Raw genomic sequence first — 26,826 nt, 5'->3', positions numbered from 1 at the left:
CTGCGGCTACAGGTTTTTATTAAAAAAATCAGTCACAAGTAAGGTAGGGTTATGATTTCAGGCATTTTAGCATCCCCGGGTATTGCTTTCGGCAAAGCACTTTTGCTGAAAGAAGATGAAATTGTCATCGACCGGAAGAAAATTTCTGCTGACAAGGTTGACCAGGAAATTGAGCGTTTCATGAGCGGCCGGGCAAAAGCCTCTGAGCAGCTGGAAGCGATTAAGACCAAAGCTGGTGAAACCTTTGGTGAAGAGAAAGAAGCCATCTTCGAAGGCCACATCATGTTGCTGGAAGATGAGGAGCTTGAGCAGGAAATCATAGCCCTGATTAAAGATAAACTCGTCACTGCCGATGCGGCGGCGCACGAAGTTATCGAAGGTCAGGCCACTGCCCTGGAAGAGTTAGATGACGAATACCTGAAAGAGCGCGCCGCCGACGTGCGCGATATCGGTAAACGTCTGCTGCGTAACATCCTCGGCCTGGCGATTATCGACCTGAGCGCTATTCAGGACGAAGTGATTCTGGTCGCAGTTGACCTGACGCCGTCCGAAACCGCACAGTTGAACCTGAAAAAGGTCCTCGGCTTTATTACCGATCTGGGCGGTCGTACTTCCCATACCTCAATTATGGCGCGCTCTCTGGAACTGCCGGCGATTGTCGGTACCGGAAGCGTCACCACCCAGGTGAAAAACGACGACTATCTGATTCTCGACGCGGTAAACAACCAGGTTTACGTCAACCCGAGCAACGATCAGATCGAAGCGCTGCGCAAAGTACAGGCGCAGGTTGCCGAAGAGAAAGTCGAACTGGCTAAACTGAAAGACCTGCCGGCGATCACCCTTGATGGTCACCAGGTGGAAGTTTGCGCCAACATCGGTACCGTGCGCGACGTCGCCGGCGCTGAGCGCAACGGCGCGGAAGGCGTGGGCCTGTACCGCACCGAATTCCTGTTCATGGACCGTGACGCTCTTCCGACGGAAGAAGAGCAGTTCCACGCTTACAAAGCGGTGGCGGAAGCCTGCGGCTCTCAGGCAGTTATCGTTCGCACCATGGATATCGGCGGCGACAAAGAGTTGCCGTACATGAACTTCCCGAAAGAAGAGAACCCGTTCCTCGGCTGGCGCGCCATCCGTATTGCGTTGGATCGTAAAGAGATCCTGCGCGATCAGCTGCGCGCCATCCTGCGCGCTTCCGCTTTCGGAAAACTGCGCATTATGTTCCCGATGATCATCTCTGTTGAAGAGGTGCGTACGCTGAAGAAAGAGATCGACATCTTCAAGCAGGAACTGCGCGATGAAGGCAAAGCCTTCGACGAATCCATTGAGATCGGCGTCATGGTGGAAACTCCTGCGGCAGCCACTATCGCCCGTCACCTCGCCAAAGAGGTGGATTTCTTTAGTATTGGTACTAACGACCTGACGCAGTATACTCTGGCTGTTGACCGTGGGAATGATATGATCTCTCACCTTTACCAGCCGATGTCTCCGTCTGTCCTGAACCTGATCAAGCAAGTGATTGACGCGTCTCATGCAGAAGGTAAGTGGACCGGTATGTGCGGTGAGCTTGCTGGTGACGAACGTGCTACACTACTGTTGCTGGGGATGGGTCTGGATGAATTCAGTATGAGTGCCATTTCTATCCCGCGCATCAAGAAGATTATTCGTAATACCAACTTCGAAGATGCGAAGGTGTTAGCAGAGCAGGCTCTTGCTCAACCGACAACGGACGAGTTAATGACGCTGGTTAACAAGTTCATTGAAGAAAAAACAATCTGCTAATCCACGAGATGCGGCCAAAATTACTGCTTAGGAGAGAAGGTTAATGGGGTTATTTAGTAAACTGTTCGGCGACAAAGGTAACAGCGACGCCGGCACCATTGAAATTGTAGCTCCACTGTCTGGCGAAATCGTCAACATCGAAGACGTACCTGACGTGGTGTTTGCTGAGAAGATTGTCGGCGATGGTATCGCTATCAAACCAACCGGTAACAAAATGGTAGCGCCGGTTGATGGCACTATCGGCAAAATCTTTGAAACCAACCATGCCTTCTCTATCGAATCCGATAGCGGCATTGAGCTGTTCGTCCACTTCGGTATCGATACTGTCGAGCTGAAAGGCGAAGGTTTCAAACGTATCGCCGAAGAAGGCCAGCGCGTGAAGAAAGGCGATGTGGTCATTGAGTTTGATCTGCCGCTGCTGGAAGAAAAAGCCAAATCGACGCTGACGCCGGTGGTGATTTCCAACATGGACGAGATCAAAGAGCTGATCAAGCTGTCTGGTAGCGTGACCGTGGGCGAAACGCCGGTAATTCGCATTAAGAAGTAATTGCTGCCCCAACTTTAAAGCGGCGCCTGATGGCGCCGTTTTCATTTCCAGACCATATCCGAACGGCAATGCGCTATTTTGCTATGGCGCGGAAACTTTCCGTCTCGCCTTTCGTCTAACAACACTACGTATCTCAATCAAGGAACATTCATGTCTATCAGGAAGATGCTGTTACTGCTGAGTACCCTGCTGGTTATGTCGCCAGTCTGGGCGGCGCTCAATGCCCATGAAGAGGCCCGGATTAACGCCATGCTGGCGGAGCTCGCGAAGCAACAGGACATTGTGTTCGTGCGCAACGGTAGCGAGCACAACAGCGCCGAAGCCGTTTCCCATCTACAGCTGAAACTTAAAAACACCCGTAAACGCATCAACAGCGCAGAGCAGTTTGTTGATAAGGTTGCCTCGTCATCCTCGATCAGCGGCAAACCCTATCTGGTGAAGCGCGGCGACCAGCAAGAAAATGCGCAGGTGTTTTTGCGCCGACTGCTGGCGGAGTCAGACAAAACCCTCGCGCAATCAGCGCCGTCGTCATAGCGCGCCATCCCCACGCCGCTATGGCGCGGGGTTAGTGATCAACGGTGAGACGACAGGTTAAATCCCCGCCCCCTGGGCATAACTCTCTTCGCTAAAGACACCGGTGGACAAATAGCGATCGCCGCGATCGCAGATAATCGCCACCGCCACCGCGCCGGGATTCTCCCGCGCCACCCGCAGAGCGCCAGCTACCGCGCCGCCGGAGCTGACGCCGCAAAAGATCCCTTCACGCATCGCCAGCATACGCATGGTTTGCTCGGCTTCCGCCTGGCTGATATCCAGCACCTGATCCACCAGTTCCGCCCGGAAAATGCCCGGCAGATAAGCCTGCGGCCAGCGGCGAATCCCCGGAATGCTGCTGCCCTCCGCCGGCTGTAGCCCGACAATCGTCGGCGCCGGATTTTGTTCGCGTAAAAAGCGGCTGACTCCAGTAATGGTCCCCGTGGTCCCCATACTGGAGACGAAATGCGTGATCCGCCCGTCAGTCTGACGCCAGATCTCGGGTCCGGTGGTGCGATAATGAGCCAGCGGGTTATCCGGATTATTAAATTGATCGAGGATGTAACCTTCACCACGCTGCGCCATCTCCTGGGCCAGATCGCGGGCGCCTTCCATCCCCTGCTCCCGGGTAACCAGAATCAGCTCCGCCCCATAGGCGCGCATGGCGGCTTTACGCTCCATACTCATGTTATCCGGCATCAGCAACTTCATCCGGTAGCCTTTCAGCGCGGCGATCATCGCCAGCGCGATCCCGGTGTTGCCGCTGGTGGCTTCAATCAGCACATCCCCGGGACGAATGGCGCCGCGTTTTTCCGCTTCGGTAATCATCGACAGCGCGGCGCGATCTTTTACCGACCCCGCCGGGTTATTGCCTTCCAGTTTTACCCAAATTTCACTGCCGTTGTCCGGCGCGCTGCGCTGTAGCCTGACCAGAGGCGTGTTGCCAATCGTGTTTTCTAATGTCATGACGCTGTTTGTCCATACAAAAAGGGCGGCTACATGGGCCGCCCGCTCATCGTGTCCGTTAAACTATCAAGCGCTCTGCATCAGGGCAACACTCTGGATACGCTCTTGCTGGTGGTAAATCCGCGCATTCTGCAACCCAATGAACAGCCGCTCGCCGCGTGACGGGGCGATTTCTTCACGCAGCACCACCGTCAGCGGTTCGTGATACCAGCCCAGCGGCTGCACCACCAGTTGCATGTAGTGGCCGCGCGGACTGACCTCTATCACCTGCACCGGCAGCGGCGAATCGAGGCTGGTGCGGCGGCTGACGTCCACCTCCCAGGGGCGCAGAAACAGGTCCACCTCCCCCTGATACGCCGGGGTGAAACCCATCGGCCAGCGGTGAGCGCCGACGTGGAACTGACTGCCGCGAATGGTGCCTTTCAGGCGATTCACTTCGCCGAGGAACTCCAGCACAAAGCGCGTGGCCGGCTCACGCCACACCGCTTCCGGCGTATCAACCTGCTCAATGTTGCCCTGGCTCATCACCACCACCCGGTCAGCGACTTCCATCGCCTCTTCCTGATCGTGGGTGACGAACACGCTGGTAAATTTCAGCTCTTCATGGAGCTCGCGCAGCCAGCGGCGCAGCTCTTTACGTACCTGGGCGTCGAGGGCGCCGAACGGTTCATCGAGCAGCAGAATCTGCGGCTCGACCGCCAAAGCGCGGGCCAGCGCCACGCGCTGTTTCTGACCGCCGGATAGCTGCGCCGGATAGCGATCCGCCAGATGGGCCAGTTGCACCATTTCCAGCAGTTGGGTCACTTTTTGTTTAATTGCTGCGGCATTGGGCCGCTCACGACGCGGCAGCACTGTCAGGCCGAAAGCGATATTGTCAAATACCGTCATGTGGCGGAACAGCGCATAGTGCTGGAAAACAAACCCCACTTTGCGATCCCGGGCGTGCAGCCGACTGACATCGGTGCCATGGAAGCTGATCCGCCCGCTGGTCTGGTGTTCGAGCCCGGCAATAATCCGCAGCAGCGTCGTCTTACCCGAACCGGAAGGCCCGAGCAGCGCCACCATTTGACCAGAGGGAATATCCAGCGAAATATTATTCAGCACCTGAGTGCGGCCAAAAGATTTCTTAATGCTGGCAATTTCAATGCTCATGACTTCCCTCCTGCTGCAGACGCTTCTCCTGGTTCGCCAGGCGCCACTGCAGCGCGCTTTTCATCAACAGAGTCAGGATCGCCATCAGCGTCAGCAAGGCGGCGGCGGTAAATGAGCCCACCGCATTGTAATCCTGCTCCAGTAATTCAATTTGTAACGGCAGCGATAGCGTCTCGCCGCGAATCGAGCCGGAAACCACCGACACGGCACCAAACTCGCCAATCGCCCTGGCATTGGTGAGCACCACGCCATACAGCAGCGCCCAGCGGATATTGGGTAACGTCACGCGGCGAAACATCTGCCAGCCGGACGCGCCGAGCAGTATCGCCGCCTCATCTTCCTGGCTGCCCTGGCTGAGCATCACCGGCACCAGCTCGCGCACCACAAACGGGCAGGTCACGAAGATGGTCACCAGCACCATGCCCGGCCAGGCAAACATGATTTGCAGGTTGTGGGCATCCATCCAGTCGCCCAGCGGGCCGTTGGAACCATAAAACAGCAGGTATACCAGCCCCGCCACCACCGGCGAAACGGCAAACGGAATATCCAGCAGGGTCAGCAACAGCTGGCGCCCGGGGAAATTAAAGCGCGTCACCAGCCAGGCCAGCAGGGTACCAAACACCAGGTTTACCGGTACGGTGATCAGGGCGATCAGCACCGTCAGCCAGATAGCGTGCAACATGTCCGGGTTAGCGAGATTACTCAACGCCGGCATCAGCCCTTTGGAAAAGGCCTGCACGAAGATATAAACCATCGGCACCACCAGAATAAAGGCGGACACCACCACGCCGGTGCCGATCAGCACCCACTTGCCCCAGTTGATCCGGGGCCGCTCGAAATGATTCAGTTGGCTCACGTTAGACATACTCAGTGCCCCACCACGCGCCGGCCAAAGCGACTTTGCAGAGTATTAATGCTGAACAACAGCAACAGCGAAGCGGCAAGGATCACGGAGGCAATCGCGCTGGCCGCCGGGTAGTCAAACTCCTGAAGGCGCACAAAGATCATCAGCGACGTGACTTCGGTTTTCCAGGCGATATTCCCGGCAATAAAGATAACCGCGCCAAACTCGCCGAGGCTGCGGGTAAAAGAGAGCGCCACGCCGGCCATTAGCGCTGGGGACAGCTCCGGCAACACCACTTTGCGGAAACTCTGCCAGCGAGTGGCGCCGAGGGTTTCCGCCGCCTCTTCATATTCCGGCCCCAGCTCTTCCAGCACTGGCTGAACGGTGCGCACCACAAACGGAATGCTGGTAAACGCCATCGCCACGGCAATCCCCAGCCAGGTGTAGGTCACTTTGATCCCCAGCAGCCCCAGCCATTCGCCGTAAAAGCCGTTCACCGAAAACAGCGACGCCAGCGTCAGGCCGGCAACGGCGGTCGGCAACGCAAACGGCAGATCCATTAACGCGTCCAGCAGACTGCGCCCCGGAAACTGGTAGCGGGTGAGGATCCATGCCATCAGCATGCCAAAGACGCCGTTGAACACCGATGCCACCCCGGCGGACAGCAGCGTCACTTTATACGCCGCTACCACCTGCGGATTGCTTATCACTTCCCAGTACTGCGCCCAGCTCATCTGCGCCAGTTGCATCACCAGCGCGCTGAGGGGCAATAACAGAATCAGGCACACGAACAACAGACTGGTGCCGAGGCTTAATGTAAATCCCGGCAAAACCCTTCTGGATGAAGCAGCAAACATTTACTTACGCCCCGCCGCCAGCAGTTTGTCCAGTTCGCCGCCGCTGCTGAAATGCGTTTTCATCACTTCGCTCCACGAGCCAAACTGATCTTCAACCCGGAACAGCGCGGTCTGCGGGAATTTATCCTGCAGTTTTTCCATCAGTTGCGGGTTATTCACCCGATAGTAATAATCGGTGATGATGGTTTGCGCCTGTGGGCTGTAAAGGTATTTCAGGTAATCCTGGGCCGCTTTCTCGGTACCGTTGGCTTTGACGTTCTTATCCACCCACGCCACCGGGAATTCCGCAAGGATATTCACCTTCGGCACCACCACTTCGAAGCCCTGCTGAGCATACTGGTTGCGGATGTTGTTCACTTCTGATTCAAAACTTATCAGCACATCCCCGAGACCACGCTCAACAAATGTGGTAGTGGCGCCGCGGCCGCCGGTATCGAACACTTCGACATTCTTCAGGAACTGAGTCATAAACTGTTCGGTTTTGGCTTTATCGCCGCCATCGGCTTTATCCGCCGCGCCCCATGCCGCCAGGTAGGTATAACGGGCATTACCGGACGTTTTCGGGTTCGGGAATATCAGCTTCACGTCCGGACGCACCAGATCGCGCCAGTCGTGAATATTTTTCGGATTGCCCTTGCGCACCAGGAACGCCATGGTCGAATAGAAGGGCGAGCTGTTGTTCGGCAGGCGGCTTTGCCAGTTGGCCGGGATCAGGTTGCCTTTGTCGTGCAGGATCTGCACATCGGTAACCTGGTTATAAGTTACAACGTCGGCTTTTAAGCCCTGCAGAATAGCCAGCGCCTGTTTCGAAGAACCGGCGTGAGACTGCTTAATTATCAGCTTATCGCCGCCGTTTTGCTGCGCCCACTGCTGTTCGAACGGCGTATTCAGGGCGGCGAACAACTCGCGGGAGACGTCATAAGAGCTATTGAGCAGCTCGGTGGCCTGAGCCTGACCCGCCAGTACCAGCGAGACAGTAAGCGCTGTCCATAGAGTTTTCACTGACTTAACAGCCATGGTTTCCCCCTTGTTGTAGCTTGCCCGCTCTTAATCCGTCTACCGGTGAGCAAGTGTTCATGATGTAATAACGTTGATACTCAGATGGCACCAGTGTATTTATAACGAGCGGCAAAGCTGTAACGCTTTTATATACCGTTTAGCGATTTACAAGTGCTAAACGGTATATGCTTCTGAAACGCCGTCGCCAGCGGATGGGGATTGAGAGTACGCAGGGGAAATCAGACACGGCAAACGCCGTGTCCGGGGGAAAATTACAGAGAGATCAGGGTGTCGAGGGACGGCGCAAAGTAATAGCCGCCGGTGACCGCTTTGGTGAAGCGCAGCATCGCATCACGCTTGCCGTCAGCTTCGCCGAACATGCTCTGCAACTGTTTTTCAATGTAGTGCAGCCGCGCGCAGTAGGCGCAGAAATACAGTCCGTGAACGCCGCTAGCGGTGCCGTAAGGCAGGCTCTGGCGCACAATCTTCATGCTCTTACCGTCTTCTTCCAGATCGACGCGGGTCAGGTGGGAGGTCACCGGACGCTCATCGCCGTCAATCTCTTCATTGGCCTCTTTGGTGCGGCCAATCATCATCTGCTGCTCTTCAATGCTCATACGGTTGAGCTGCTGAAGGTTATGCTCCCAGCGCTGAACCAGCACATAGCTGCCGCCGTCATCAATACCGCCATTAATCACCGAGGCATCGCGACGCAACGCTTCGCCAGCCGGGTTCTCGGTACCGTCGACAAAACCGCTCAGATCGCGCTCTTCCACCCAGCGGAAGCCATGAGTCTCTTCCTCAATTTTCAGGGCGGAACCAAACACCTCCAGCGCCATCTGGGCCACCGAGAAGTTAACATCGTGACGCAGAGAAAGAATGTGGATCAGCACATCATGCTGCGTCGCCGGGGCCAGCCCTTTGCCCAGCGGCGTAAAATTTTTCAACTCCTGCGCGCTGTTGGCATCGCCCAGCTGGCGCCACAGGTCATGACCGAAAGCGATAACAGCGCCAAGATGGACATCAGGAAATTTTTCCTGAAACGTGACCAGCCGATCGCAAAATGTCCGGCAGCCCTGGCGCAGAGCATCCAGCGCCCCCTCTTCGACCGTCGCTTCGAGCCAGATAGCGGCACGACAATGTTCTGGCAAAATGCCGCTTTGAACCTGAGACATGAATCCTCCTGAAAATACGCCCCCCGCACCGGCGAGTGGCTAAAACCGCGCGATGATAGCGCCATTTTATCCGCGCCGCTTTGCGGCGGCGCAAAAATGATGGCGCATTCTAACGGCGCCAGACAATTTTATTAAGTGTCCAGCTCTTTAAAGTATCGTCGGACGGCATCAACCCTTCCGGGCCGCGCCATTGCCCGGCGAACAGATACTCAATATGCTGGCTGCCCGGCGCTTTACACACCACCAGCATTTGCTCATCGCCGCTGCCTTGCTGGCAGGCGCCGTAGGCTTTGTCATACAGTTCGTGGAATGGCGTGCCGATAGCCACCCCGCCGTCGGTTTTAATCGCTTCGTCCAGCACGGTTATCTCGCTGACGCTGCGATCGCCTTCCACCACCACGGCCAGTTTACTATCGCGCAGCGCTTCGAAGTAGCGCACCATATTGCCGTTTTCCATACGCATACCGCTGCGCACCCGGTAGTCGCTGCCAAGCCCCTTTTCAATCGCCTCGCTTTCCAGCGGCGTCAGCGCATTCAACCCCCCCACCCCTTTCTCGCTAACGGCGAGGGATGATCCAAACCAGTTCCAGGGCGCCATCTTCGACCACTGAATATTCGACAGCGTGGAGCAACCGCCCAGCAGTAACGGCAGAGCGACGGTAAGTACCCGCAGTGTTTTCATCCCGATTCCTTCTTGTTCAGTCATCAATTCGTCTGAATCCTGGAGTCCGCTGAGAGAGAAAAGTTCCCCCCGGCTATGATTCTCCGTAAAAACAGGCGCGCAGACGACGGTTAGTCAGCAGCCACCAGGCGGCAAACAGATCGGCCGCTAACAACAACAGCGCGGCAAGAGACACCTCGTCGCTGCGCCAGATTAACACGGCTTGCCATCCCACCAGCGCCAGTTGTAGCACAATCAGCAGCCGATACCAGGCGCGCCACAACTGCGGCCAGCGCTGGCGATAGCCGGCCAGCAAAAATGCCACCACCGCCGGAATACCCGGCAACAGGCTGAGCAAAAAAGTGCTTCTGTCCGGCCAGAACAGACTCATCAGCGCCTCTCCCTGCTGCCGGGAAGCGCCGGCCATCAGTAACAGCACCCAACTGCGCGCCTGAAGCAGCAAAACGAGATAGAATAACCAGGGTAATTTCAGATTACCGTTCTGGTCATAATCTGAAGGCAAATAGATCATTAGCGGCAATACACCCGTTCAGTAACCACAACCGTGGCATTCTATAATGCTTGTCCCTGGCAGACACTGCCTGAATAACAAAAGGAGATTGATTCATGAAGCAAACTGCACTGGCAATTCTGGTTGGCGCCGCTCTCTGCGCCGCCCCGGCACTGGCGCAAAAAGGCGGCTTCTCCGGCCCGGACAGCCGTTCAGCACAGGGCGGTTTTGTCGGCCCCAGCGCCAACGCTTCTAACGTGGCCCAGGCCAAAACCCTGCGCGACGACAGCTGGGTGGCGCTGGAAGGCAATATTACCCAGAAAGTGGGTAAAGAGCGCTACGAATTCCGCGACAGTAGCGGCACCATTGTGGTGGAAATCGACGATCACATCTGGGGAGGGGTAACCGTCACCCCGACCGACAAAGTGCGTATTGAAGGTGAAGTGGATAAAGACTGGAACTCGGTGGAAATCGACGTCAAAAGTCTGCGTAAGCTGCCCTGACCTGCAGAACGTTCAGGAATCGGCCAGGGCGCTTCCCTGGCGGGTTCCCGCCGTCTGCGCGCCGCCCGATCAATATTCCTGATCTTCAATCAGCCGCTTACCCAGCGTTATGGTGTCCTGATGATCGTAGCCAAGGCGCTCATACATCCCAATCACCACATCGTTATCTTCACGCACCGTCAGATTAATTTTCGGGCATCCGCGGGCGATAAGCTTTTTTTCCAGCCGGTTGAGCAACGCATTGGCGATACCGCGGCCGCGAAAGTCCGGATGCACTCCCAGATAGTAGGCTGAACCCCGGTGGCCGTCATAGCCGCCCATCACTGAACCGACCACTTCACCTGCGACCTCCGCCACCAGAAACAGATCCGCGCCATACTGCATTTTGCGCTCAATATCCATTTCCGGATCGTTCCAGGGACGCAGAAGATCGCAGCGTTCCCACAGCGTGACCACTTCATCGAAATCTTCCTGGCGAAAAACGCGTATCTCCATGGTTTTCCCCGTTACTGTTAACCTGACTGGCTGATTATGGCGTCTACGCCGGAAATAGCCAATATCTACCGCATCGCCAGGCAAAAAGTGGCATAATGCCCCGTTCATACCCTGAAATGAAAAGTTAAACATTTCGTATAAAGGCGGGTCGTTATCCCCCGGGTGATGAGCTATAAACACGTACCTATGGATTCATAAAATCAATATTTGGGCCGCATGAGCAAAATTAAATCATTGACGCTACTCACTTCACGCCGCCAGCTACTTGTGACGGGACTGGCGGCCATGACATTAACCGGCATCAATAAGGCGCTGGCCAGGGAAGAGAGCAAAGCGCTGAAAACCACCACCGGCCACAGCAAGCCTGCCGCCAAAAAAGCCGGCGCTAAACGCATTGTGATGCTCGACCCTGGCCACGGCGGTATTGATACCGGCGCCATTGGCCGTAACGGCTCTCTGGAAAAACACGTGGTGCTGGCGATTGCCAAAAACGTCCGCTCGATTCTGCGCAGTAAAGGTATTGATGCGCGCCTGACCCGCTCCGCGGATGAATTTATTCCGCTTTATGACCGGGTCGAGATCGCCCATAAACACGGCGCCTCACTGTTTATGTCGATTCACGCCGACGGTTTCACCAACCCGTCCGCCGCCGGGGCGTCGGTATTTGCGCTCTCTAACCGCGGCGCCAGTAGCGCGATGGCGAAATATCTCTCCGAACGGGAAAACGCCGCCGACGATGTGGCGGGCAGTAAAGTAAAGAATAAAGATCACTACCTGCAGCAGGTGCTTTTCGATCTGGTCCAGACGGATACCATCAAAAACAGCCTGACGCTGGGTTCCCACGTTCTGCGCCAGATCAAACCGGTACACAGGCTGCACAGTAAAAGTACCGAGCAGGCGGCCTTCGTGGTGCTGAAATCGCCGTCGATTCCTTCGGTACTGGTGGAAACCTCGTTTATCACCAATCCGGAAGAAGAGCGTCTGCTGGGCACCACGGCCTTCCGCCAGAAAATCGCCGCCGCCATTGCCGCCGGCGTTGTCAGTTACTTCAACTGGTTTGATAATCACAAAGCCCACGCTAAACGCGGTTAATTGCCATGACACAGCCTGATATCCACACCGTTAAAACCTGGCTACTGCAGCTTCAGGAGACTATTTGTCAGCAGCTCAGCGATACTGACGGCGGTGCCTTCGCCGAAGACGTCTGGCAGCGTCCCGGCGGCGGCGGTGGGCGCAGCCGCCTGCTGCGCGAAGGGCAGATTTTTGAACAGGCGGGGGTCAACTTTTCCCACGTTCACGGCGAGGAAATGCCGGCCTCGGCCACCGCCCACCGTCCGGAGCTGGCCGGCCGCAGTTTCCAGGCGATGGGCGTTTCGCTGGTGGTGCATCCGCGCAACCCCTATGTGCCCACCAGCCACGCGAACGTCCGTTTCTTTATCGCTGAAAAGCCCGACGCCGCTCCGGTGTGGTGGTTTGGCGGCGGTTTCGATCTCACCCCCTGTTACGGTTTTACCGAAGATGTTCAGCACTGGCACCGTACCGCCCGCGATCTTTGCCAACCCTTCGGCGCGGAGATTTACCCGCGCTATAAAAAATGGTGCGACGACTACTTCTTCATTAAACACCGCAATGAAGCGCGCGGCGTTGGCGGGCTGTTTTTCGACGATCTGAATACCCCGGACTTTGACCACTGTCTGCGCTTTGCACAGGCGGTGGGCGACGGCTACCTGGCCGCCTATCTGCCAATTGTCGAACGGCGTAGCGCCATGGCGTGGGGAGAGCGGGAACGTCAGTTTCAGCTCTATCGCCGCGGGCGCTACGTGGAGTTTAATCTGGTCTGGGATCGCGGCACCCTGTTTGGGCTACAAACCGGCGGGCGCACGGAATCGATCCTGATGTCGATGCCGCCTCTGGTGCGCTGGGAATACAATTATCAGCCTCAGCCGGGCAGCCCGGAAGCGGCGCTGTACCGCGACTTCCTGCCGGTCAGAGACTGGATATAACCCCTGCGCGGCCGCCAGTCGCTGACAAAAAAGGAAAACCCACGTTTTTCTCCTTTGTCAGCAATGAGCAGGGAACCCTGACGGGTTCCCTTTCTGACTTTTGCAGCGACTGCCTTACAGCGGCGTAGTCTGAGCTTCCACCACCGCCAGCGCCACCATATTGACAATCCGCCGCACCGAGGCGATCGGCGTCAGGACATGCACCGGTCGGCTAACTCCCATCAGCACCGGCCCTACCGTCACCCCTTCGGAGCTGGAGACGCGCAGCAGGTTATAGCTGATACGCGCCGCTTCCATATTCGGCATAATCAGGATATTGGCGGAGCCTTTCAGCGGGCTGTCCGGCATCCGCTCGTTGCGAATGCTTTCCACCAGCGCCGCGTCACCGTGCATTTCACCGTCAATAGCCAGCTCCGGCGCCCGCTCGCGCACCATCTGCAGGGTTTTACGCATCTTCAGCGCCGCCGGGCAGTCGGAAGAACCGTAGTTGGAGTGGGACAGCAGCGCCACCTTCGGCTCAATACCAAAGCGGCGCACCGTTTCCGCCGCCATGATGGTGATCTCGGTCAGTTGTTCCGGCGTCGGATCGTCATTGACATAGGTATCGGCAATAAAGGTATTGCCGCTCGGCAGCAACAGCGCATTCATCGCCCCCGCCGTCGCCACGCCGTCGCGATAGCCGAACAGTTTTTCGACAATCGTGAAGTGCTCGTGGTAATCCCCGACGGTGCCGCAGATCATGCCGTCCGCTTCGCCGAGGTGCACCATAATGGCGCCGATCACCGTACCGTTGCTGATCACCGCCCGCTGGGCCTGTTCCTGGCTGATGCCGCGGCGCTTCATGATGTTGTAATACTCGGTCCAGTAAGTCTTAAAGCGCGGATCGGATTCGTTATTGACGATCTCAAAATCCTTACCGGCCTGAATATGCAGCCCCTGTTTCTTGATGCGCATTTCAATAACGCTCGGGCGGCCGATGAGAACAGGCTTCGCCAGCCCGAGCGTCACCAGTTCCTGAGTAGCGTGCAACACCCGCGAATCTTCCCCTTCCGCCATCACAATACGCCGCGGATCTTTACGCGCCTGGGAGAAGATCGGCTTCATAAACAGGTTGGTCTTATAGACAAACTCGGTCAGTTTTTCGATGTAAGCGTCGAAGTCCTCGATCGGACGCTTCGCCACCCCGGAATCCATCGCCGCTTTCGCCACCGCCGGCGCGATTTTAACAATCAGCCGCGGGTCAAACGGTTTGGGAATAATATATTCCGGCCCGAAGGAGAGCTCCTGGTCGCCGTAAGCGGAAGCGACGACTTCGCTCTGCTCGGCGTGCGCCAGTTCGGCGATGGCGTGTACCGCCGCCAGCTTCATCTCTTCGTTAATCGCGGTAGCGCCAACGTCCAGCGCACCGCGGAAAATGAACGGGAAGCAGAGTACGTTGTTGACCTGGTTGGGGTAATCGGAACGGCCAGTGCAGATGATGGCGTCCGGGCGCACCTCTTTGGCCAGCGGCGGCAGGATTTCCGGTTCCGGGTTAGCCAGCGCCAGAATCATCGGCGCCTTCGCCATTTTCTTCACCATCTCCTGGGTGAGCACTTTCGGCCCCGAGCAGCCAAGGAAAATATCCGCCCCTTCAATCACATCGTCGAGGGTGCGGCGACCGTCATCTTCCACCGCATAGGCCGCTTTGGTTTCCGCCATGTTCGGCTCGCGGTCTTTATAAATCACCCCCTTCGAGTCACAAACCACGATATTGGGTTTGTGCATCCCCAACGCTACCAGCAGGTTCATACAGGCAATAGCCGCCGCGCCGGCGCCGGAAACCACCATCCGCACATCAGAGATATTTTTTTCCACCACCCGCAGGCCGTTAAGAATTGCGGCGGTACTGATGATCGCCGTGCCATGCTGGTCGTCATGGAATACCGGGATATTCATGCGCTCGCGCAGCTTCTGCTCAATGTAGAAGCATTCCGGCGCTTTGATATCTTCAAGGTTAATACCGCCGAAGGTCGGCTCCAGCGCCGCCACCACGTCGATAAATTTGTCAGGATTGAGCTCATCCACTTCGATATCGAACACGTCAATACCGGCGAATTTCTTGAACAGCACCCCCTTGCCTTCCATGACCGGCTTACCGGCCAGCGCGCCGATATTCCCGAGGCCCAGCACCGCGGTGCCGTTGGACACCACCGCCACCAGGTTACCGCGGGCGGTGTATTTGTAGGCGGCCAGCGGATCTTTTTCGATTTCCAGACAGGGAGCCGCTACCCCGGGCGAATAGGCCAGCGCCAGATCGCGCTGAGTGGCAAGGGGCTTGGTAGGAGAGACCTGAATTTTCCCTGGCACAGGAAATTCATGGAAATCAAGGGCACTTTGTTTTAATTGTTCATCCATCATTGGTTCCTTCACATCATTACGGGAGGATAATGCGCGCGATAGCCTTGCGAACTCGAAAGCACCGCCCAGTATCGCTGTTCACGGTCTGGCAAACTTTGAGGAGTACCAAACTATCAACATTCCGCGCCGGTGTTGTTAGTGCTTTATAGCCAACATGTTACCAGGTCGTACCGGCATTGCTATGCCTGTCTGCTATGCTTTTTTGTTATGGGTTGATTTTTTCACACCAGGAGGCGTCAGAAAACGCCTGATAACATGTTGAATTTCATGGAGCATTAGCATGAACCAGCTAGAAGGCATCAGACAATTCACCACCGTCGTCGCCGACAGCGGCGACATTGAATCCATTCGCCAGTATCAGCCACAGGACGCGACCACCAATCCCTCGCTGCTGCTGAAAGCCGCCGGACTGGCCCCCTATCAGCATCTGCTGGATAACGCGCTGGACTATGCCCGGGCGCGCAGTCACGACCGCGAGCAACAGGTAGCGGAAGCCTGCGATAAGCTGGCGGTTAATTTCGGTTGCGAAATCCTCAACATCGTACCGGGACGCGTCTCCACCGAAGTGGACGCCCGGCTCTCCTTCGACAGCGAAAAAAGCATCGCCAAAGCGCGCCGGCTAATCGAACTGTACGCCGAACAGGGCGTCGATCCCTCGCGGGTACTGATCAAACTCGCCGCCACCTGGGAAGGCATCCGCGCCGCGGAACAGCTGGAGAAAGAAGGGATTAACTGCAACCTGACCCTGCTGTTTTCCTTTGCGCAGGCCCGGGCCTGCGCCGAGGCCGGCGTCTATTTAATCTCGCCGTTCGTCGGGCGCATTTATGACTGGTACCAGGCCCGGGAGCCCCTCGATCCCTATGTGGTGGACGAAGACCCGGGGGTGAAATCGGTACGCAACATCTACGACTATTACAAACAGCACAACTACGACACGGTGGTGATGGGCGCCAGCTTCCGCCGCACCGAGCAGATCCTCGCTCTGGCAGGCTGCGACCGCCTGACCATCTCCCCGGCGCTGCTCAGGGAGCTCCAGCAGCGCGAGGAACCGGTGATCCGCCAGCTTATCCCCTCTTCCCAGGGATTCCACCGTCCGTCGCCGCTGAGCGAAGCGGAATTCCGCTGGCAGCATAACCAGGATGCCATGGCGGTGGAAAAACTCGCCGAAGGTATTCGGCTGTTCGCCGTCGACCAGCGCAAGCTGGAAGATTTACTGGGCGCCCGACTGTAATTTTTGCCACCACGGAGTCACACATGTCATCTCGCAAAATGCTTGCTAACGCGATTCGCGCCCTGAGTATGGACGCGGTACAAAAAGCCAACTCCGGCCACCCGGGCGCGCCGATGGGCATGGCGGATATTGCCGAAGTACTGTGGAACGATTTTTTACGCCATAATCCGGCCAATCCGCACTGGTATAATCGCGATCGGTTCATCCTTTCCAACGGTCACGCCTCTATGCTGCTCTACAGTCTGTTGCACCTGAGCGGCTACGATCTGCCGATGGAGGAGCTAAAGAATTTCCGTCAGCTCCATTCCCGGACTCCCGGGCACCCGGAGCATGGCCTGACACCCGGCGTGGAAACCACCACCGGCCCGCTGGGCCAGGGGCTGGCCAACGCCGTGGGTATGGCGATTGCCGAACGCACGCTGGCGGCCCAGTTCAACCGCGACGGCCATGAGATAGTCGATCACCATACCTATGTCTTTATGGGGGATGGCTGTCTGATGGAGGGGATCTCCCATGAGGCCTGCTCGCTGGCGGGAACCCTCGGGCTGGGGAAACTGATCGGCTTCTATGACCACAATAAGATTTCCATCGACGGCGATACCGACGGCTGGTTTACCGACGATACCGCCCGGCGTTTTGAGGCCTATCACTGGCATGTTGTCCGCGACATCGATGGTCACGATCCGCTGGCTATCAAAAAGGCTATTTTTGAGGCCCACAGTGTCAAAGATAAACCGTCGCTGATTATCTGCCGCACGGTGATAGGTTTCGGTTCGCCGAACAAGGCCGGTAAAGAAGAGGCTCACGGCGCGGCGCTCGGCGCTGAAGAGGTGGCCCTGACGCGTAAAAATATCGGCTGGGACTATCCGCCGTTCGAGATCCCCAAAGAAATTTACCACGCCTGGGACGCCCGTGAGAAAGGCGAACAGGCGGAGCGCCAGTGGAATGCCCGCTTCACTGCTTATCAGCAGAGCCACCCGGCGCTGGCGGCGGAATTTACCCGCCGCATGACCGGGGCGCTACCGGAAGGCTGGCAGGCAACGCTGCAAAACTATATTTCCGGGCTGCAGGCCAGTCCGGCGAAAATCGCCACCCGTAAGGCGTCACAAAATGCCCTTAATACCCTGGGCCCGCTGCTCCCGGAATTGCTCGGCGGCTCTGCGGATCTGGCGCCCAGTAACCTGACGCTGTGGTCCGGTTCGCGCACACTGATGGAGGACCACGCCGGCAACTATATTCACTACGGGGTGCGGGAATTCGCCATGACCGCCATCGGCAACGGCATCGCCCTGCACGGCGGCTTTGTGCCCTATACCGCCACCTTTCTGATGTTCGTGGAATATGCCCGCAACGCCGCCCGTATGGCGTCGCTGATGAAAGCGCACCACATCATGGTCTATACCCACGATTCCATTGGTCTTGGCGAAGACGGACCAACGCACCAGGCGGTTGAACAGCTCGCCAGCCTGCGCCTGACGCCGGGCTTCAGTACCTGGCGCCCCTGCGATCAGGTGGAAACCGCGGTGGCCTGGCAGGCCGCCGTAGAGCGCCGCGACGGCCCGACGGCGCTGATCCTCTCGCGCCAGAATCTGGCGCAGCCGGAGCGCAGCCCGCAACAGGTGGCGGATATCGCCCGCGGCGGTTATATCCTGAAAGCCTGTGACGGCAAGCCGGATCTACTGCTGATCGCCAGCGGTTCCGAAGTAGAGATAACATTACAGGCCGCCGAACAGCTCAGCGCCGCTGGGCGCCGGGTGCAGGTCGTCTCGCTGCCTTCCACCGATGTCTTTGACGCGCAGGAAGAAAGCTATCGCCAGACGGTTCTGCCGGACGACGTCGATGCCAGGGTGGCGGTGGAGGCCGGTATCGCCGACTACTGGTATAAGTATGTGGGCCGCAAAGGCGCGGTGGTAGGGATGACCCGCTTCGGCGAATCCGCGCCGGCGGACAAGTTGTTCCCGTTCTTCGGGTTCACGGTGGAAAATATTGTCAAAAAGGCCGAGGCGCTGCTGTAGCGCGCACAGCGATCCGGGAAACCGGATCGCTATTTGGTCACCCACAGCGTGGGCCAGGCATCGGGACCATGCCAGCCGTCGCAGCTGGCTTCCGCCGCATAGCGCGTCAGGCGAAAACGCTGGCCGTCAAACCGCCAGCGGGTGGCGATACCGCAATCGCCAATACCGCGCCACTTCGCAAGCGTGGTCAATTCGCGGGTATGCTCATCATAGCGGGCGTTCATTAATTCCAGCTCGCGCCCCTCGCCATTCGCCAGCGCAAAGGGCAGGCGCAGCCGCACAGGCCGGGCGACGAACGGCTGGCGGCGTGTCACCACCCACGCCATGTCGATAACATTGTAAGCGCCGGCTTCACAGCCCACCATCAACAGCGCCCGGGCGTCGCTGAGGACATTCACCCGCACTTCGCGGCGCACCGGGTCCAGCGAGCAGTCGCTGTTATTCATACGCCGAGCGCCATAATCCAGCAGATCGCTGAGCTCCTGGTGCGTGAGCGGCGTCGGGGGGGCATCCGGAATGGCCACCTCACGCAGTGCCGGAGCTGGCGGAACCTCCAGCGGCGGTTCATCGCCGCGGCTGATCCACGCCGTTTCATTCCCTACCCGCTGTTGGCGATCGTCCATAAAATGCAGCGCCGCCTTGAGTCCGGCAAGCGAGATATTCTGCCCGCTCCCCTCCAGGGTTATCGATGCGGCGTCCTGAATTTCGGCGAGGAAAGCGCCTATCGTATCCGGGTCCTGGGTCTGTAGCCGATATGGCAGTATCTGCCAGCTTCCCGCCAGCGCCAGTGGCGTATCGTCAAGCAACAGCCGCGACGCCATATCCCGTTGGTCGACGGGCGGCGTTACAAGCCCGCCAAGATCGATACGCAGCGCGGCGTCGATACGCGCGCCGGCGCTGCGGCTGATACTCATCACCAGCCCCTGGTGGGCGCCGGTATTGCGCGCCAGGCAAAAATTCTGGTTATTGCAGGTGACCTGCCAGTCGGAGAAGGCTTTCTGAACCGGATCGGCCAGCGCTGGCGGCGCCAGCAGTGACACAAACAGAAACAGTATTTTTAGCCGATGGCCCATGAACAGAAAACCCTGAAGGTGAATACGAACGTGGATACAGTGCAAACTGCCTGACTATCTTCGGCTCCGCGCCCGTCGCACTCAATCAGATTTTTCGGATACCCAGGGCGGGAAATCCGGGCTTAACGCTTTAAATTATCTGCACTTATTCCATGATGCCGCGCAACTGCAGTTGCTGTAACAGAATAACCGTTTTACCGTCGCAGATTTCGCCGCTGGCGATCATCGCCAGCGCCCGGGTAAACGGCATCTCCAGCACCTCGATTGACTCATCTTCAATGCCGCCTCCGGCGCTGGCGCGCTGGGCGTCGCTGTACTCAGCGATAAAAAAATGTAGCTGTTCCGTCACGCCGCCAGGAGACATGTATAGCGCAAAAAGTTTTTCTACCGCGCCGACCGCGAAACCGGTCTCCTCAATGGCCTCTTTACGGGCGCAGGCTTCCGGCGCATCGTTATCCAGCAAACCGGCGCAGGTTTCGATCAGCATGCCGTCCTGGTTGCCGTTAACCCAAGTCGCGACGCGAAACTGGCGGGTAAGCACTACGGTTTTTTTGCTGCGGTTATACAGCAATATCGTCGCTCCGTTGCCACGGTCATAGACCTCGCGACGCTGGCGCACCACCTGGCCGCGGTCATTAGTAACCTCGCAGGTAATGTTGCGCAGAATGAAGTAATTATCAGAAAGGATTTTGTCTTTGATAACGGCAATTTTCAGCGCCATAGCCACTCCGTGAACCACTTTTTCTTCGGCTTATACTACGTCGCCCGGCGCCATTTGTCGTGACCGACAAAGAAAAGCCCCGCAACGCGGGGCCTCGGCTACGGATAACGGAGCAAAAAACGCCGTGTTTGCTCCGTTGTGATTATCAACGGTAAATCAATAACCGGTGTCGATACCGGTCATATCCGGCAGCTTATGCGCAATCCCTTTATGGCAGTCGATACAGGTCTGGCCGTTTTTGATCGCCTGATCGTGCATCGTCGCCGCAACGGTTTTCTGTGCGGTCAGGTCCATAAATTCGAAATTATGGCAGTTACGGCACTCCTGCGAATTATTGCTCTTCATACGCCGCCATTCGTTTTGCGCCATCGTCAAACGGTGCTCATCGAACTTCTGCGGCGTATCAATCAGGCCAAAGATCTTGGCGTACAGCTCTTTGCTGGCCTGGATTTTACGGATCATCTTCGGCACCCATTCATGAGGCACATGGCAATCCGGACAGGTGGCGCGTACGCCGCTGCGGTTGTTGTAATGCACCGTCTCCATGTACTCTTCGTAGACGTTGTTGCGCATTTCATGACAACTGATACAAAACTCTTCCCGGTTGCTCATCTCCATACCGGTGTTAAACCCGCCCCAGAAGATAATCCCGGCGGCGAAGCCCCCCAGCAGCAGGGTACCCAACGCCAGCCGACTCGGGCGCCAGAACCACTGCCACAGCCGACGAATCAGGCCTGGTTTTTTTTCATTAGCCATACTTTCCCTCACTTACCAAAGCCTTTCGAGGGCGTAAAGGTATTATCAATGATTGGCGGCGCATCGGTTTGCGGCACGTGGCACTGCAGGCAGAAGTAGCGTTGCGGCGCCACGCCGGACAGAACTTTGCCATCCCGATCCATAAAGTGGGTCGGGCTGATACGCGGCGACCCGGTGACGCGATAGGTATCCACACCGTGACACTGCAGACAGCGGTTGGTATTGGTGGTGACCTGATAGCCGTCGATGCTGTGTGGGATCATCGGCGGCTGGTTAACGTAATTCAGCGCCATTTTCTCCTGCTGTTTGGGCATACGGATCGAGCCTTCCGAAGTACCGGAGACCTCCGGCGACTGAGTGAGATCCACATCGCTCGCCGCCCATACAGCGCCACTTACTGTCAGCACAATGGCCGACAACCACAGAGAAATTCCTTTTGGCAGGACATGGGTTTTCATGATTTCGCTCCCGAACTCCAACGTATTGTAATTTTGAGAACCTCTTCGGCGCAGACATCCACGCAGCGACCGCAGGCCATGCAATCGCGACTGGTCACCTCCACCGGGCTCTCTTTATCCAGTACCGGCGCCCGCAATACCTGGGGTTCCGGGCAGACGTGAAAACAGTCCATACAGCGCGTACATTTCGCCCTGTCGACCGCTTTCACGGTAACAGCCCCTTTGCTCCCCAGGACGCCGTACAGCGCGCCCAGCGGGCAAAGATGCCCACACCAACCGTGTTCCACGATCAGCAGATCAAATAAAAACAGCGCCACCATTAGCCAGATACCGGCGCCGAACCCAAAGATCAGCCCGCGCCCCATCAGAGAAACCGGGTTGATCCACTCCCAGATCAGCGTCCCGCTGATGGCGCTGCCGAGCAGCACCAGCACCAGCAACACGTAACGCAGCCAGCGCGGCAAGGTCGCGGATGGCTGAATATCCAGACGCCGGCGCAGCCAGGCCGCCAGATCGGTCAATGGGTTAACCGGACACACCCAGCTACAGAACAGGCGCTTACCGGCCAGGGCATAGCATCCGGCAATAATCGCCGCGCCAACCAGCGCCAGCGTCGCCGGCAGGTGGCCGCTGAACAGGCTTTGCAGAACCATCAGCGGATCGCTGAGCGGCACCGTATCCAGAAGCAGGCTGCCGCTGTAGTTACCATGCAGGATCCACAGACCGAACCACGGACCGGTAGAAAACATCACCAATACCAGCAACTGGCTCAGGCGGCGCAGCATCAACCAGCGATAACTACGCCACCATCCTTTGGCCGCCAGCGCGTCTTTTCCGGCTTCAGACTTACGGTTTGCCATTGCTCCCCTCCAGCCAGCCAAATCGATAATGTTTCCCCAGTTCCCCTTTCGCCAGCGTACGCGGCAGCACTTTTATCGCCGCCTCATCCAGGACACAGGCGTGCTCGCATTTTCCGCAGCCAGTACAGGCGTCGCTGTGGACGATGGGCAGAAAACGCGCGTGTTTCCCGGTGCGCGTATTACGCTCCATCTCCAGGGTAATGGCTTCGTCAATCAGCGGGCATACCCGGTAACAAACGTCGCAACGTAGCCCCTGGTAGTTAAGGCAGTTTTCCTGGTCAAGCAGCACCGCCAGCCCCATCCGCGCGTCATCAATCGACTTGATTTCGCTGTCCAGCGCGCCGCTCGGACACACTACGGCGCAGGGCACGTCATCACACATTTCACAAGGAATTTCCCGGGCCACAAAATACGGCGTCCCGGCCGCCGCGCCAGACACCAGCGTGGTCAGCTTCAGCGTGTCGTACGGACAAGCCTGGACACACTGGCCGCAGCGGATGCAAGCGCTGGAGAACGCCGGCTCATCCAGCGCCCCCGGCGGCCGCAGGTGCACGCCGCTGGCGCGGCTGGTCTGCTGCTGCAGCCCCAGCACCATCGTTACGGCGGTCAGCCCCCCCGCCGCGCGCGCCACGTCGCGCAAAAAGCGGCGGCGTGACGGCTGTCGGGAATCCTTGCGAGACATGATGTGTTACACCCTTTCCAGTTTAACGGCGCACTTCTTGAAATCCGTCTCTTTGGAGAGCGGATCCGTCGCGTCGAGGGTTAACTTGTTCACCAACTGTGCGGCGTCAAAGAAGGCCATATACACCAGCCCCTGCGGCGGACGGTTACGACCGCGGGTTTCCACCGACGACACCACTTCTCCACGCCGTGACATCACTTTGACTTTATCGCCGCGGCGCAGGCCGCGATTCTTCGCATCCAGCGGATGGATAAACAGGACTGATTCCGGGAAAGCGCGGTGCAGTTCCGGCACGCGGCGCGTCATGCTACCGGTATGCCAGTGCTCCAGTACGCGTCCGGTGGACAGCCACAGGTCGTACTCTTTATCCGGCGCTTCCGCGGCAGGTTCAAACGGCAGGGCGAAGATCACCGCTTTGCCATCCGGCTTACCGTAGAATTTGTAGCCCTCGCCGGCTTTCACATACGGGTCATTGCCTTCGCTGTAGCGCCACAGGGTCTCTTTACCGTCCACCACCGGCCAGCGCAGACCGCGCGCTTTGTGGTAGTCGTCGAACGGCGCCAGGTCGTGACCGTGACCGCGGCCAAAGGCGGCGTATTCTTCGAACAACCCTTTCTGGAGGTAGAAGCCCACATCGCGAGATTCATCGTTCAGTTGACCTTCGGCCAGTTCGCTGAGCGGAAACTTGCGCACCGCGTCATTGGCATACAGCACATCGAACAGCGTCTTACCGCGATATTCCGGCTTCTGAGCGATCAACTCTTCCGGCCAGACCTCTTCCACTTTGAAACGTTTAGAGAACATCACCAGTTGCCAGAGATCGGATTTCGCCTCGCCCGGCGCCGGAATCTGCTGACGCCAGAACTGAGTGCGGCGCTCGGCGTTGCCATAGGCCCCTTCTTTCTCTACCCACATAGCGGTAGGCAGCATCAGGTCTGCCGCCAGGGCGCTGACCGTCGGATAGGGATCGGAGACAATCACAAAGTTGCGCGGATCGCGCCAGCCCGGCATACGATCTTCATCAATATTCGGCCCGGCCTGCATGTTATTGGTACACATGGTCCAGTAAACATTCAGTTTGCCGTCCTTCAGCGCCCGGTCCTGGGCCACGGCGTGTAAACCGATCTTCGGCGGGATAGTACCGGACGGGATCTGCCACATTTTTTCAGTGATATCGCGGTGTTTCTCATTAGTCACCACCATATCCGCCGGCAGACGGTGAGCAAAAGTACCTACTTCGCGCGCGGTGCCGCAGGCTGAAGGCTGGCCGGTCAGAGAGAAGGGACCGCAGCCCGGCTGGGAGATTTTACCGGTAAGCAGATGGATGTTGTAACACAGGTTGTTGGCCCACACGCCGCGAGTGTGCTGGTTGAAGCCCATGGTCCAGTAAGAGATAACGCGTTTTTTCGGGTCGGCATACAGCTTCGCCAGCGCTTCCAGTTGATCCTTCGGCACGCCGCTCATTTCAGCGGTTTTGTCCAGCGTATATTCGGCAACGAAAGCCTTGTACTCTTCGAAGGTCATCGGATCGGAACCGTCGCCGCCAGGATTTTTCGCCGCTTTTTCCAGCGGGTGTTCGGGGCGCAGGCCGTAACCGATGTCCGTTACCCCGCGGCGCAGGTTAACGTGTTTCGTGAAGAAGTCCTCATTTACCGCGTCATTCTGAATAATGTAGTTAGCGATATAGTTGAGGATCGCCAGGTCGCTCTGCGGAGTGAAGACCATGCCATTATCCGCCAGCTCAAAGCTGCGATGCTGGAAGGTGGACAGTACCGCGACGGTGACATTGGGATCTGACAGACGACGGTTAGTGATACGCGACCAGAGGATCGGGTGCATCTCCGCCATGTTGGAGCCCCAGAGCACAAACGCGTCGGCCTGCTCGATATCGTCATAGCAGCCCATCGGTTCATCCATACCGAAGGTACGCATAAAGCCGACCACCGCCGACGCCATACAGTGGCGGGCGTTAGGATCGAGGTTGTTGGAACGGAAGCCGGCTTTAAACAGCTTGGAAGCCGCATAGCCTTCCCAGACGGTCCACTGGCCGGAACCGAACATGCCGATCGCTTCCGGGCCTTTCTCTTTCAGGGCCGCTTTGAACTTCTCTTCCATGATATCGAAGGCTTTTTCCCAACTGATCGGGGCAAATTCGCCGTTCTTATCGAATTCACCGTCGGTCATACGCAGCATCGGCTGGGTCAGGCGATCTTTACCGTACATAATCTTGGGCAGGAAGTAGCCTTTAATACAGTTCAGACCGCGGTTAACCGGCGCATCCGGATCCCCCTGGCTGGCCACCACGCGGCCATTCTGGGTGCCGACCAGCACGCCACAGCCGGTGCCGCAGAAGCGACACGGCGCTTTATCCCATTTAATGGCATCCGCTTCCCCTACCACGGCGCGGGCGACGCTGGGTACACTGATACCGGCCGCCGCTGCAGCCGCGGCGACGGCGTTAGCTTTCATGAAGCTACGACGACTCAGTTTCATGGTGTTTCCTCACCTTGTTCATCCTGCTGGTGATAGACCAGCGATACTGCCAGCACGCCCGCGAACTGGCGAACTGACTCAATATTGTCCAGCAATGTGTTACTGTTATCGGCCTCGAGTACGGCAATCATTTTTCCGGTTTCGGCATCGCTGGCGGCAACTTCTCCCCCTTCCAGCGCATTGATGGCATTGCTGATTATCGACATATCCCGGGGATGGGCCTGTACCACCAGGCTACAAACATGCCAGTTAGCGTTCATCGTGGTTCCTCATTTGAATAGCGGAAGCCGGGCATCCGGCAATACAGGCGCCACAGGCCGTGCAGTCGGCGGGTTCGATTTCTGGCCGCGCCGTACCGGATAGCGTCGGGCGAAAGCGAATCGCCCGGGTTTCGCAAGTGTCTTCACAACTACGGCACTCGATCTGATGTCTGGCCAGACAACTGTCGTTGACAGCTATCCGGTAGTGCCATGGTGTGGTTTCCCTGGTGCTGAAAAGCGCCTGAGGACAGGCGCTGGCGCAGGCATAACAGAATGTACATTCGCCGTTGCTGAAATTGACTTCCGGGTAACCGCCTGCGCCGCGTTCAATCACGCGCGTTTCACAGGCCGTAATACAGGCGTTGCAACGAGTACAGTGATCCACAAAGTGGTGTTCGTCGCCGCTCCAGGGAGGGCGAAACGGAATTGCTGGTTTCTTCCAGCTCCCCGTTAACAGGCCACGTCGGGAGAGTTCAGCCATTGCACACCTTCACATCACATACTGGTATTCACCAGAAAAAACATGCGGATAAAATTCCGCCAGATTTATAAGGATTTTATTATGTGTAACATTAAGTTAATGGGGGGGTATACGGCATCCCTATTTAGGGGTAAATCACGGCGTTCGATCAAAACTGGTCCGATTTTCGCGATAGTTTGTTCTATAATCGCTATATATTTAAATACATAACGATTATTTGTCGGGGAAACGGTGGGGTTTTGTTGTAGGTTTTTGTGAGGCTTTTCGTTCAGGTTATGTGTTTGAGAGTTGTTGTTTTCCGTTTACGCGGTGAATCTGAAGCGCCGCTTTTTTCCGTTCATGGTGTCAGTCGGGAATGTGTCTGATGCATTGC

Annotated in this window: 27 protein-coding genes; 8 read left to right on the top strand and 19 right to left on the bottom strand. The window is 57.3% G+C overall.

Features of this window, described 5'->3' with window-relative positions:
- Window positions 1-51: 51 nt before the first annotated feature.
- From ptsI to AQ981_RS15530, 3 genes are all read left to right on the top strand, one after another.
- A complete protein-coding gene (gene ptsI / locus AQ981_RS15540) occupies window positions 52-1,779 on the top strand; it encodes a phosphoenolpyruvate-protein phosphotransferase PtsI (RefSeq protein WP_058912662.1) in 1,728 nt (575 codons plus the stop codon).
- A 43-nt stretch (window positions 1,780-1,822) separates the two neighbouring features.
- Complete coding sequence (gene crr / locus AQ981_RS15535; protein ID WP_058912661.1) at window positions 1,823-2,326, top strand: PTS glucose transporter subunit IIA; 504 nt, start codon at window positions 1,823-1,825, stop codon at window positions 2,324-2,326.
- Between the two features lie 156 nt (window positions 2,327-2,482).
- On the top strand, window positions 2,483-2,860 hold the full coding sequence (locus tag AQ981_RS15530) for a YfeK family protein (protein WP_058912830.1): 378 nt from the start codon (window positions 2,483-2,485) through the stop codon (window positions 2,858-2,860).
- 57 nt (window positions 2,861-2,917) lie between these two features.
- Here AQ981_RS15530 and cysM read toward each other — a convergent pair whose 3' ends face one another.
- From cysM to AQ981_RS15490, 8 genes are all read right to left on the bottom strand, one after another.
- Window positions 2,918-3,826 (bottom strand): cysteine synthase CysM, encoded by a 909-nt coding sequence (cysM, locus tag AQ981_RS15525; RefSeq protein ID WP_058912660.1) that lies wholly within the window; start codon window positions 3,824-3,826, stop codon window positions 2,918-2,920.
- 66 nt (window positions 3,827-3,892) lie between these two features.
- Window positions 3,893-4,978 (bottom strand): sulfate/thiosulfate ABC transporter ATP-binding protein CysA, encoded by a 1,086-nt coding sequence (cysA, locus tag AQ981_RS15520; RefSeq protein WP_058912659.1) that lies wholly within the window; start codon window positions 4,976-4,978, stop codon window positions 3,893-3,895.
- The gene (cysW, locus tag AQ981_RS15515) at window positions 4,968-5,843 is read right to left on the bottom strand and encodes a sulfate/thiosulfate ABC transporter permease CysW (RefSeq protein ID WP_058912658.1); all 876 of its coding nucleotides are present in this window, start codon (window positions 5,841-5,843) and stop codon (window positions 4,968-4,970) included. The genes cysA and cysW overlap by 11 nt, the downstream gene beginning before the upstream one ends.
- Before the next feature lie 2 nt (window positions 5,844-5,845).
- The gene (gene cysT / locus AQ981_RS15510) at window positions 5,846-6,679 is read right to left on the bottom strand and encodes a sulfate/thiosulfate ABC transporter permease CysT (protein ID WP_058912657.1); all 834 of its coding nucleotides are present in this window, start codon (window positions 6,677-6,679) and stop codon (window positions 5,846-5,848) included.
- Complete coding sequence (locus AQ981_RS15505; protein WP_058912656.1) at window positions 6,680-7,696, bottom strand: sulfate ABC transporter substrate-binding protein; 1,017 nt, start codon at window positions 7,694-7,696, stop codon at window positions 6,680-6,682.
- A 254-nt stretch (window positions 7,697-7,950) separates the two neighbouring features.
- Window positions 7,951-8,853 carry a Dyp-type peroxidase gene (locus AQ981_RS15500; protein WP_058912655.1) on the bottom strand — a complete coding sequence of 301 codons (903 nt, stop codon included), beginning with the start codon at window positions 8,851-8,853 and terminating at the stop codon, window positions 7,951-7,953.
- A gap of 109 nt (window positions 8,854-8,962) precedes the next feature.
- Complete coding sequence (locus tag AQ981_RS15495; protein WP_058912654.1) at window positions 8,963-9,535, bottom strand: RpoE-regulated lipoprotein; 573 nt, start codon at window positions 9,533-9,535, stop codon at window positions 8,963-8,965.
- A 73-nt stretch (window positions 9,536-9,608) separates the two neighbouring features.
- A complete protein-coding gene (locus tag AQ981_RS15490; protein WP_058912653.1) occupies window positions 9,609-10,046 on the bottom strand; it encodes a DUF2919 domain-containing protein in 438 nt (145 codons plus the stop codon).
- A gap of 95 nt (window positions 10,047-10,141) precedes the next feature.
- On the opposite strand from AQ981_RS15490, the gene AQ981_RS15485 reads away from it, so the two are divergent.
- The gene (locus AQ981_RS15485; protein WP_058912652.1) at window positions 10,142-10,528 is read left to right on the top strand and encodes a YgiW/YdeI family stress tolerance OB fold protein; all 387 of its coding nucleotides are present in this window, start codon (window positions 10,142-10,144) and stop codon (window positions 10,526-10,528) included.
- Window positions 10,529-10,597: 69 nt separating this feature from the next.
- Here the strand turns inward: AQ981_RS15485 and AQ981_RS15480 are convergent, their stop codons facing one another.
- Window positions 10,598-11,023 (bottom strand): GNAT family acetyltransferase, encoded by a 426-nt coding sequence (locus AQ981_RS15480; protein ID WP_058912651.1) that lies wholly within the window; start codon window positions 11,021-11,023, stop codon window positions 10,598-10,600.
- Window positions 11,024-11,239: 216 nt separating this feature from the next.
- On the opposite strand from AQ981_RS15480, the gene amiA reads away from it, so the two are divergent.
- The gene (gene amiA / locus AQ981_RS15475; RefSeq protein WP_058912650.1) at window positions 11,240-12,115 is read left to right on the top strand and encodes an N-acetylmuramoyl-L-alanine amidase AmiA; all 876 of its coding nucleotides are present in this window, start codon (window positions 11,240-11,242) and stop codon (window positions 12,113-12,115) included.
- A gap of 5 nt (window positions 12,116-12,120) precedes the next feature.
- Window positions 12,121-13,026, top strand: a complete 906-nt coding sequence (gene hemF, locus AQ981_RS15470) for an oxygen-dependent coproporphyrinogen oxidase (protein ID WP_058912649.1) — start codon at window positions 12,121-12,123, stop codon at window positions 13,024-13,026.
- 114 nt (window positions 13,027-13,140) lie between these two features.
- Here the strand turns inward: hemF and maeB are convergent, their stop codons facing one another.
- Window positions 13,141-15,420 (bottom strand): NADP-dependent oxaloacetate-decarboxylating malate dehydrogenase, encoded by a 2,280-nt coding sequence (gene maeB, locus AQ981_RS15465; protein WP_058912648.1) that lies wholly within the window; start codon window positions 15,418-15,420, stop codon window positions 13,141-13,143.
- Between the two features lie 283 nt (window positions 15,421-15,703).
- On the opposite strand from maeB, the gene tal reads away from it, so the two are divergent.
- Window positions 15,704-16,654 carry a transaldolase gene (gene tal, locus AQ981_RS15460; protein ID WP_058912647.1) on the top strand — a complete coding sequence of 317 codons (951 nt, stop codon included), beginning with the start codon at window positions 15,704-15,706 and terminating at the stop codon, window positions 16,652-16,654.
- Between the two features lie 23 nt (window positions 16,655-16,677).
- On the top strand, window positions 16,678-18,669 hold the full coding sequence (tkt, locus tag AQ981_RS15455; protein ID WP_058912646.1) for a transketolase: 1,992 nt from the start codon (window positions 16,678-16,680) through the stop codon (window positions 18,667-18,669).
- A gap of 29 nt (window positions 18,670-18,698) precedes the next feature.
- Here the strand turns inward: tkt and AQ981_RS15450 are convergent, their stop codons facing one another.
- The 9 genes from AQ981_RS15450 to napF all read right to left on the bottom strand — a co-directional run bounded on the left by AQ981_RS15450 (window position 18,699) and on the right by napF (window position 26,453).
- Window positions 18,699-19,742, bottom strand: coding sequence for a DUF1176 domain-containing protein (locus tag AQ981_RS15450; RefSeq protein WP_058912645.1), 1,044 nt, complete (start codon window positions 19,740-19,742; stop codon window positions 18,699-18,701).
- 145 nt (window positions 19,743-19,887) lie between these two features.
- The gene (gene nudK, locus AQ981_RS15445; RefSeq protein WP_058912644.1) at window positions 19,888-20,463 is read right to left on the bottom strand and encodes a GDP-mannose pyrophosphatase NudK; all 576 of its coding nucleotides are present in this window, start codon (window positions 20,461-20,463) and stop codon (window positions 19,888-19,890) included.
- A gap of 156 nt (window positions 20,464-20,619) precedes the next feature.
- Complete coding sequence (napC, locus tag AQ981_RS15440; protein WP_058912643.1) at window positions 20,620-21,219, bottom strand: cytochrome c-type protein NapC; 600 nt, start codon at window positions 21,217-21,219, stop codon at window positions 20,620-20,622.
- Window positions 21,220-21,227: 8 nt separating this feature from the next.
- A complete protein-coding gene (napB, locus tag AQ981_RS15435; protein ID WP_058912642.1) occupies window positions 21,228-21,677 on the bottom strand; it encodes a nitrate reductase cytochrome c-type subunit in 450 nt (149 codons plus the stop codon).
- On the bottom strand, window positions 21,674-22,537 hold the full coding sequence (gene napH / locus AQ981_RS15430; RefSeq protein WP_058912641.1) for a quinol dehydrogenase ferredoxin subunit NapH: 864 nt from the start codon (window positions 22,535-22,537) through the stop codon (window positions 21,674-21,676). The genes napB and napH overlap by 4 nt, the downstream gene beginning before the upstream one ends.
- Window positions 22,524-23,219 carry a ferredoxin-type protein NapG gene (gene napG, locus AQ981_RS15425; protein WP_058912640.1) on the bottom strand — a complete coding sequence of 232 codons (696 nt, stop codon included), beginning with the start codon at window positions 23,217-23,219 and terminating at the stop codon, window positions 22,524-22,526. The genes napH and napG overlap by 14 nt, the downstream gene beginning before the upstream one ends.
- Window positions 23,220-23,225: 6 nt before the next feature.
- Window positions 23,226-25,712 (bottom strand): nitrate reductase catalytic subunit NapA, encoded by a 2,487-nt coding sequence (napA, locus tag AQ981_RS15420; protein ID WP_058912639.1) that lies wholly within the window; start codon window positions 25,710-25,712, stop codon window positions 23,226-23,228.
- The gene (napD, locus tag AQ981_RS15415) at window positions 25,709-25,972 is read right to left on the bottom strand and encodes a chaperone NapD (RefSeq protein ID WP_058912638.1); all 264 of its coding nucleotides are present in this window, start codon (window positions 25,970-25,972) and stop codon (window positions 25,709-25,711) included. The genes napA and napD overlap by 4 nt, the downstream gene beginning before the upstream one ends.
- Window positions 25,962-26,453: a ferredoxin-type protein NapF gene (gene napF / locus AQ981_RS26165; RefSeq protein WP_071608912.1), complete on the bottom strand. Its 492-nt coding sequence runs from the start codon at window positions 26,451-26,453 to the stop codon at window positions 25,962-25,964. Before napF ends, napD begins: the two co-directional genes overlap by 11 nt.
- Between the last annotated feature and the right edge of the window lie 373 nt (window positions 26,454-26,826).

Origin of the sequence: Entomohabitans teleogrylli, from assembly GCF_001484765.1 — a bacterium.
Classification (GTDB): Bacteria; Pseudomonadota; Gammaproteobacteria; order Enterobacterales; family Enterobacteriaceae; genus Entomohabitans; species Entomohabitans teleogrylli.
This window is presented reverse-complemented; position numbering and strand designations above follow the sequence as displayed.

What these genes read in the sequence shown, in the direction of transcription:
- cysT (WP_058912657.1), bottom strand. Translation starts at nt 6,679, where the DNA reads ATGTTTGCTGCTTCATCCAGAAGGGTTTTGCCGGGATTTACATTAAGC.
- tal (WP_058912647.1), top strand. Translation starts at nt 15,704, where the DNA reads ATGAACCAGCTAGAAGGCATCAGACAATTCACCACCGTCGTCGCCGAC.
- amiA (WP_058912650.1), top strand. Translation starts at nt 11,240, where the DNA reads ATGAGCAAAATTAAATCATTGACGCTACTCACTTCACGCCGCCAGCTA.
- AQ981_RS15490 (WP_058912653.1), bottom strand. Translation starts at nt 10,046, where the DNA reads ATGATCTATTTGCCTTCAGATTATGACCAGAACGGTAATCTGAAATTA.
- hemF (WP_058912649.1), top strand. Translation starts at nt 12,121, where the DNA reads ATGACACAGCCTGATATCCACACCGTTAAAACCTGGCTACTGCAGCTT.
- cysM (WP_058912660.1), bottom strand. Translation starts at nt 3,826, where the DNA reads ATGACATTAGAAAACACGATTGGCAACACGCCTCTGGTCAGGCTACAG.
- napF (WP_071608912.1), bottom strand. Translation starts at nt 26,453, where the DNA reads ATGGCTGAACTCTCCCGACGTGGCCTGTTAACGGGGAGCTGGAAGAAA.
- napC (WP_058912643.1), bottom strand. Translation starts at nt 21,219, where the DNA reads ATGGCTAATGAAAAAAAACCAGGCCTGATTCGTCGGCTGTGGCAGTGG.
- napD (WP_058912638.1), bottom strand. Translation starts at nt 25,972, where the DNA reads ATGAACGCTAACTGGCATGTTTGTAGCCTGGTGGTACAGGCCCATCCC.
- ptsI (WP_058912662.1), top strand. Translation starts at nt 52, where the DNA reads ATGATTTCAGGCATTTTAGCATCCCCGGGTATTGCTTTCGGCAAAGCA.
- cysW (WP_058912658.1), bottom strand. Translation starts at nt 5,843, where the DNA reads ATGTCTAACGTGAGCCAACTGAATCATTTCGAGCGGCCCCGGATCAAC.
- AQ981_RS15500 (WP_058912655.1), bottom strand. Translation starts at nt 8,853, where the DNA reads ATGTCTCAGGTTCAAAGCGGCATTTTGCCAGAACATTGTCGTGCCGCT.
- AQ981_RS15480 (WP_058912651.1), bottom strand. Translation starts at nt 11,023, where the DNA reads ATGGAGATACGCGTTTTTCGCCAGGAAGATTTCGATGAAGTGGTCACG.
- napG (WP_058912640.1), bottom strand. Translation starts at nt 23,219, where the DNA reads ATGTCTCGCAAGGATTCCCGACAGCCGTCACGCCGCCGCTTTTTGCGC.
- napB (WP_058912642.1), bottom strand. Translation starts at nt 21,677, where the DNA reads ATGAAAACCCATGTCCTGCCAAAAGGAATTTCTCTGTGGTTGTCGGCC.
- AQ981_RS15505 (WP_058912656.1), bottom strand. Translation starts at nt 7,696, where the DNA reads ATGGCTGTTAAGTCAGTGAAAACTCTATGGACAGCGCTTACTGTCTCG.
- napH (WP_058912641.1), bottom strand. Translation starts at nt 22,537, where the DNA reads ATGGCAAACCGTAAGTCTGAAGCCGGAAAAGACGCGCTGGCGGCCAAA.
- tkt (WP_058912646.1), top strand. Translation starts at nt 16,678, where the DNA reads ATGTCATCTCGCAAAATGCTTGCTAACGCGATTCGCGCCCTGAGTATG.
- maeB (WP_058912648.1), bottom strand. Translation starts at nt 15,420, where the DNA reads ATGGATGAACAATTAAAACAAAGTGCCCTTGATTTCCATGAATTTCCT.
- AQ981_RS15450 (WP_058912645.1), bottom strand. Translation starts at nt 19,742, where the DNA reads ATGGGCCATCGGCTAAAAATACTGTTTCTGTTTGTGTCACTGCTGGCG.
- nudK (WP_058912644.1), bottom strand. Translation starts at nt 20,463, where the DNA reads ATGGCGCTGAAAATTGCCGTTATCAAAGACAAAATCCTTTCTGATAAT.
- crr (WP_058912661.1), top strand. Translation starts at nt 1,823, where the DNA reads ATGGGGTTATTTAGTAAACTGTTCGGCGACAAAGGTAACAGCGACGCC.
- cysA (WP_058912659.1), bottom strand. Translation starts at nt 4,978, where the DNA reads ATGAGCATTGAAATTGCCAGCATTAAGAAATCTTTTGGCCGCACTCAG.
- AQ981_RS15485 (WP_058912652.1), top strand. Translation starts at nt 10,142, where the DNA reads ATGAAGCAAACTGCACTGGCAATTCTGGTTGGCGCCGCTCTCTGCGCC.
- napA (WP_058912639.1), bottom strand. Translation starts at nt 25,712, where the DNA reads ATGAAACTGAGTCGTCGTAGCTTCATGAAAGCTAACGCCGTCGCCGCG.
- AQ981_RS15495 (WP_058912654.1), bottom strand. Translation starts at nt 9,535, where the DNA reads ATGAAAACACTGCGGGTACTTACCGTCGCTCTGCCGTTACTGCTGGGC.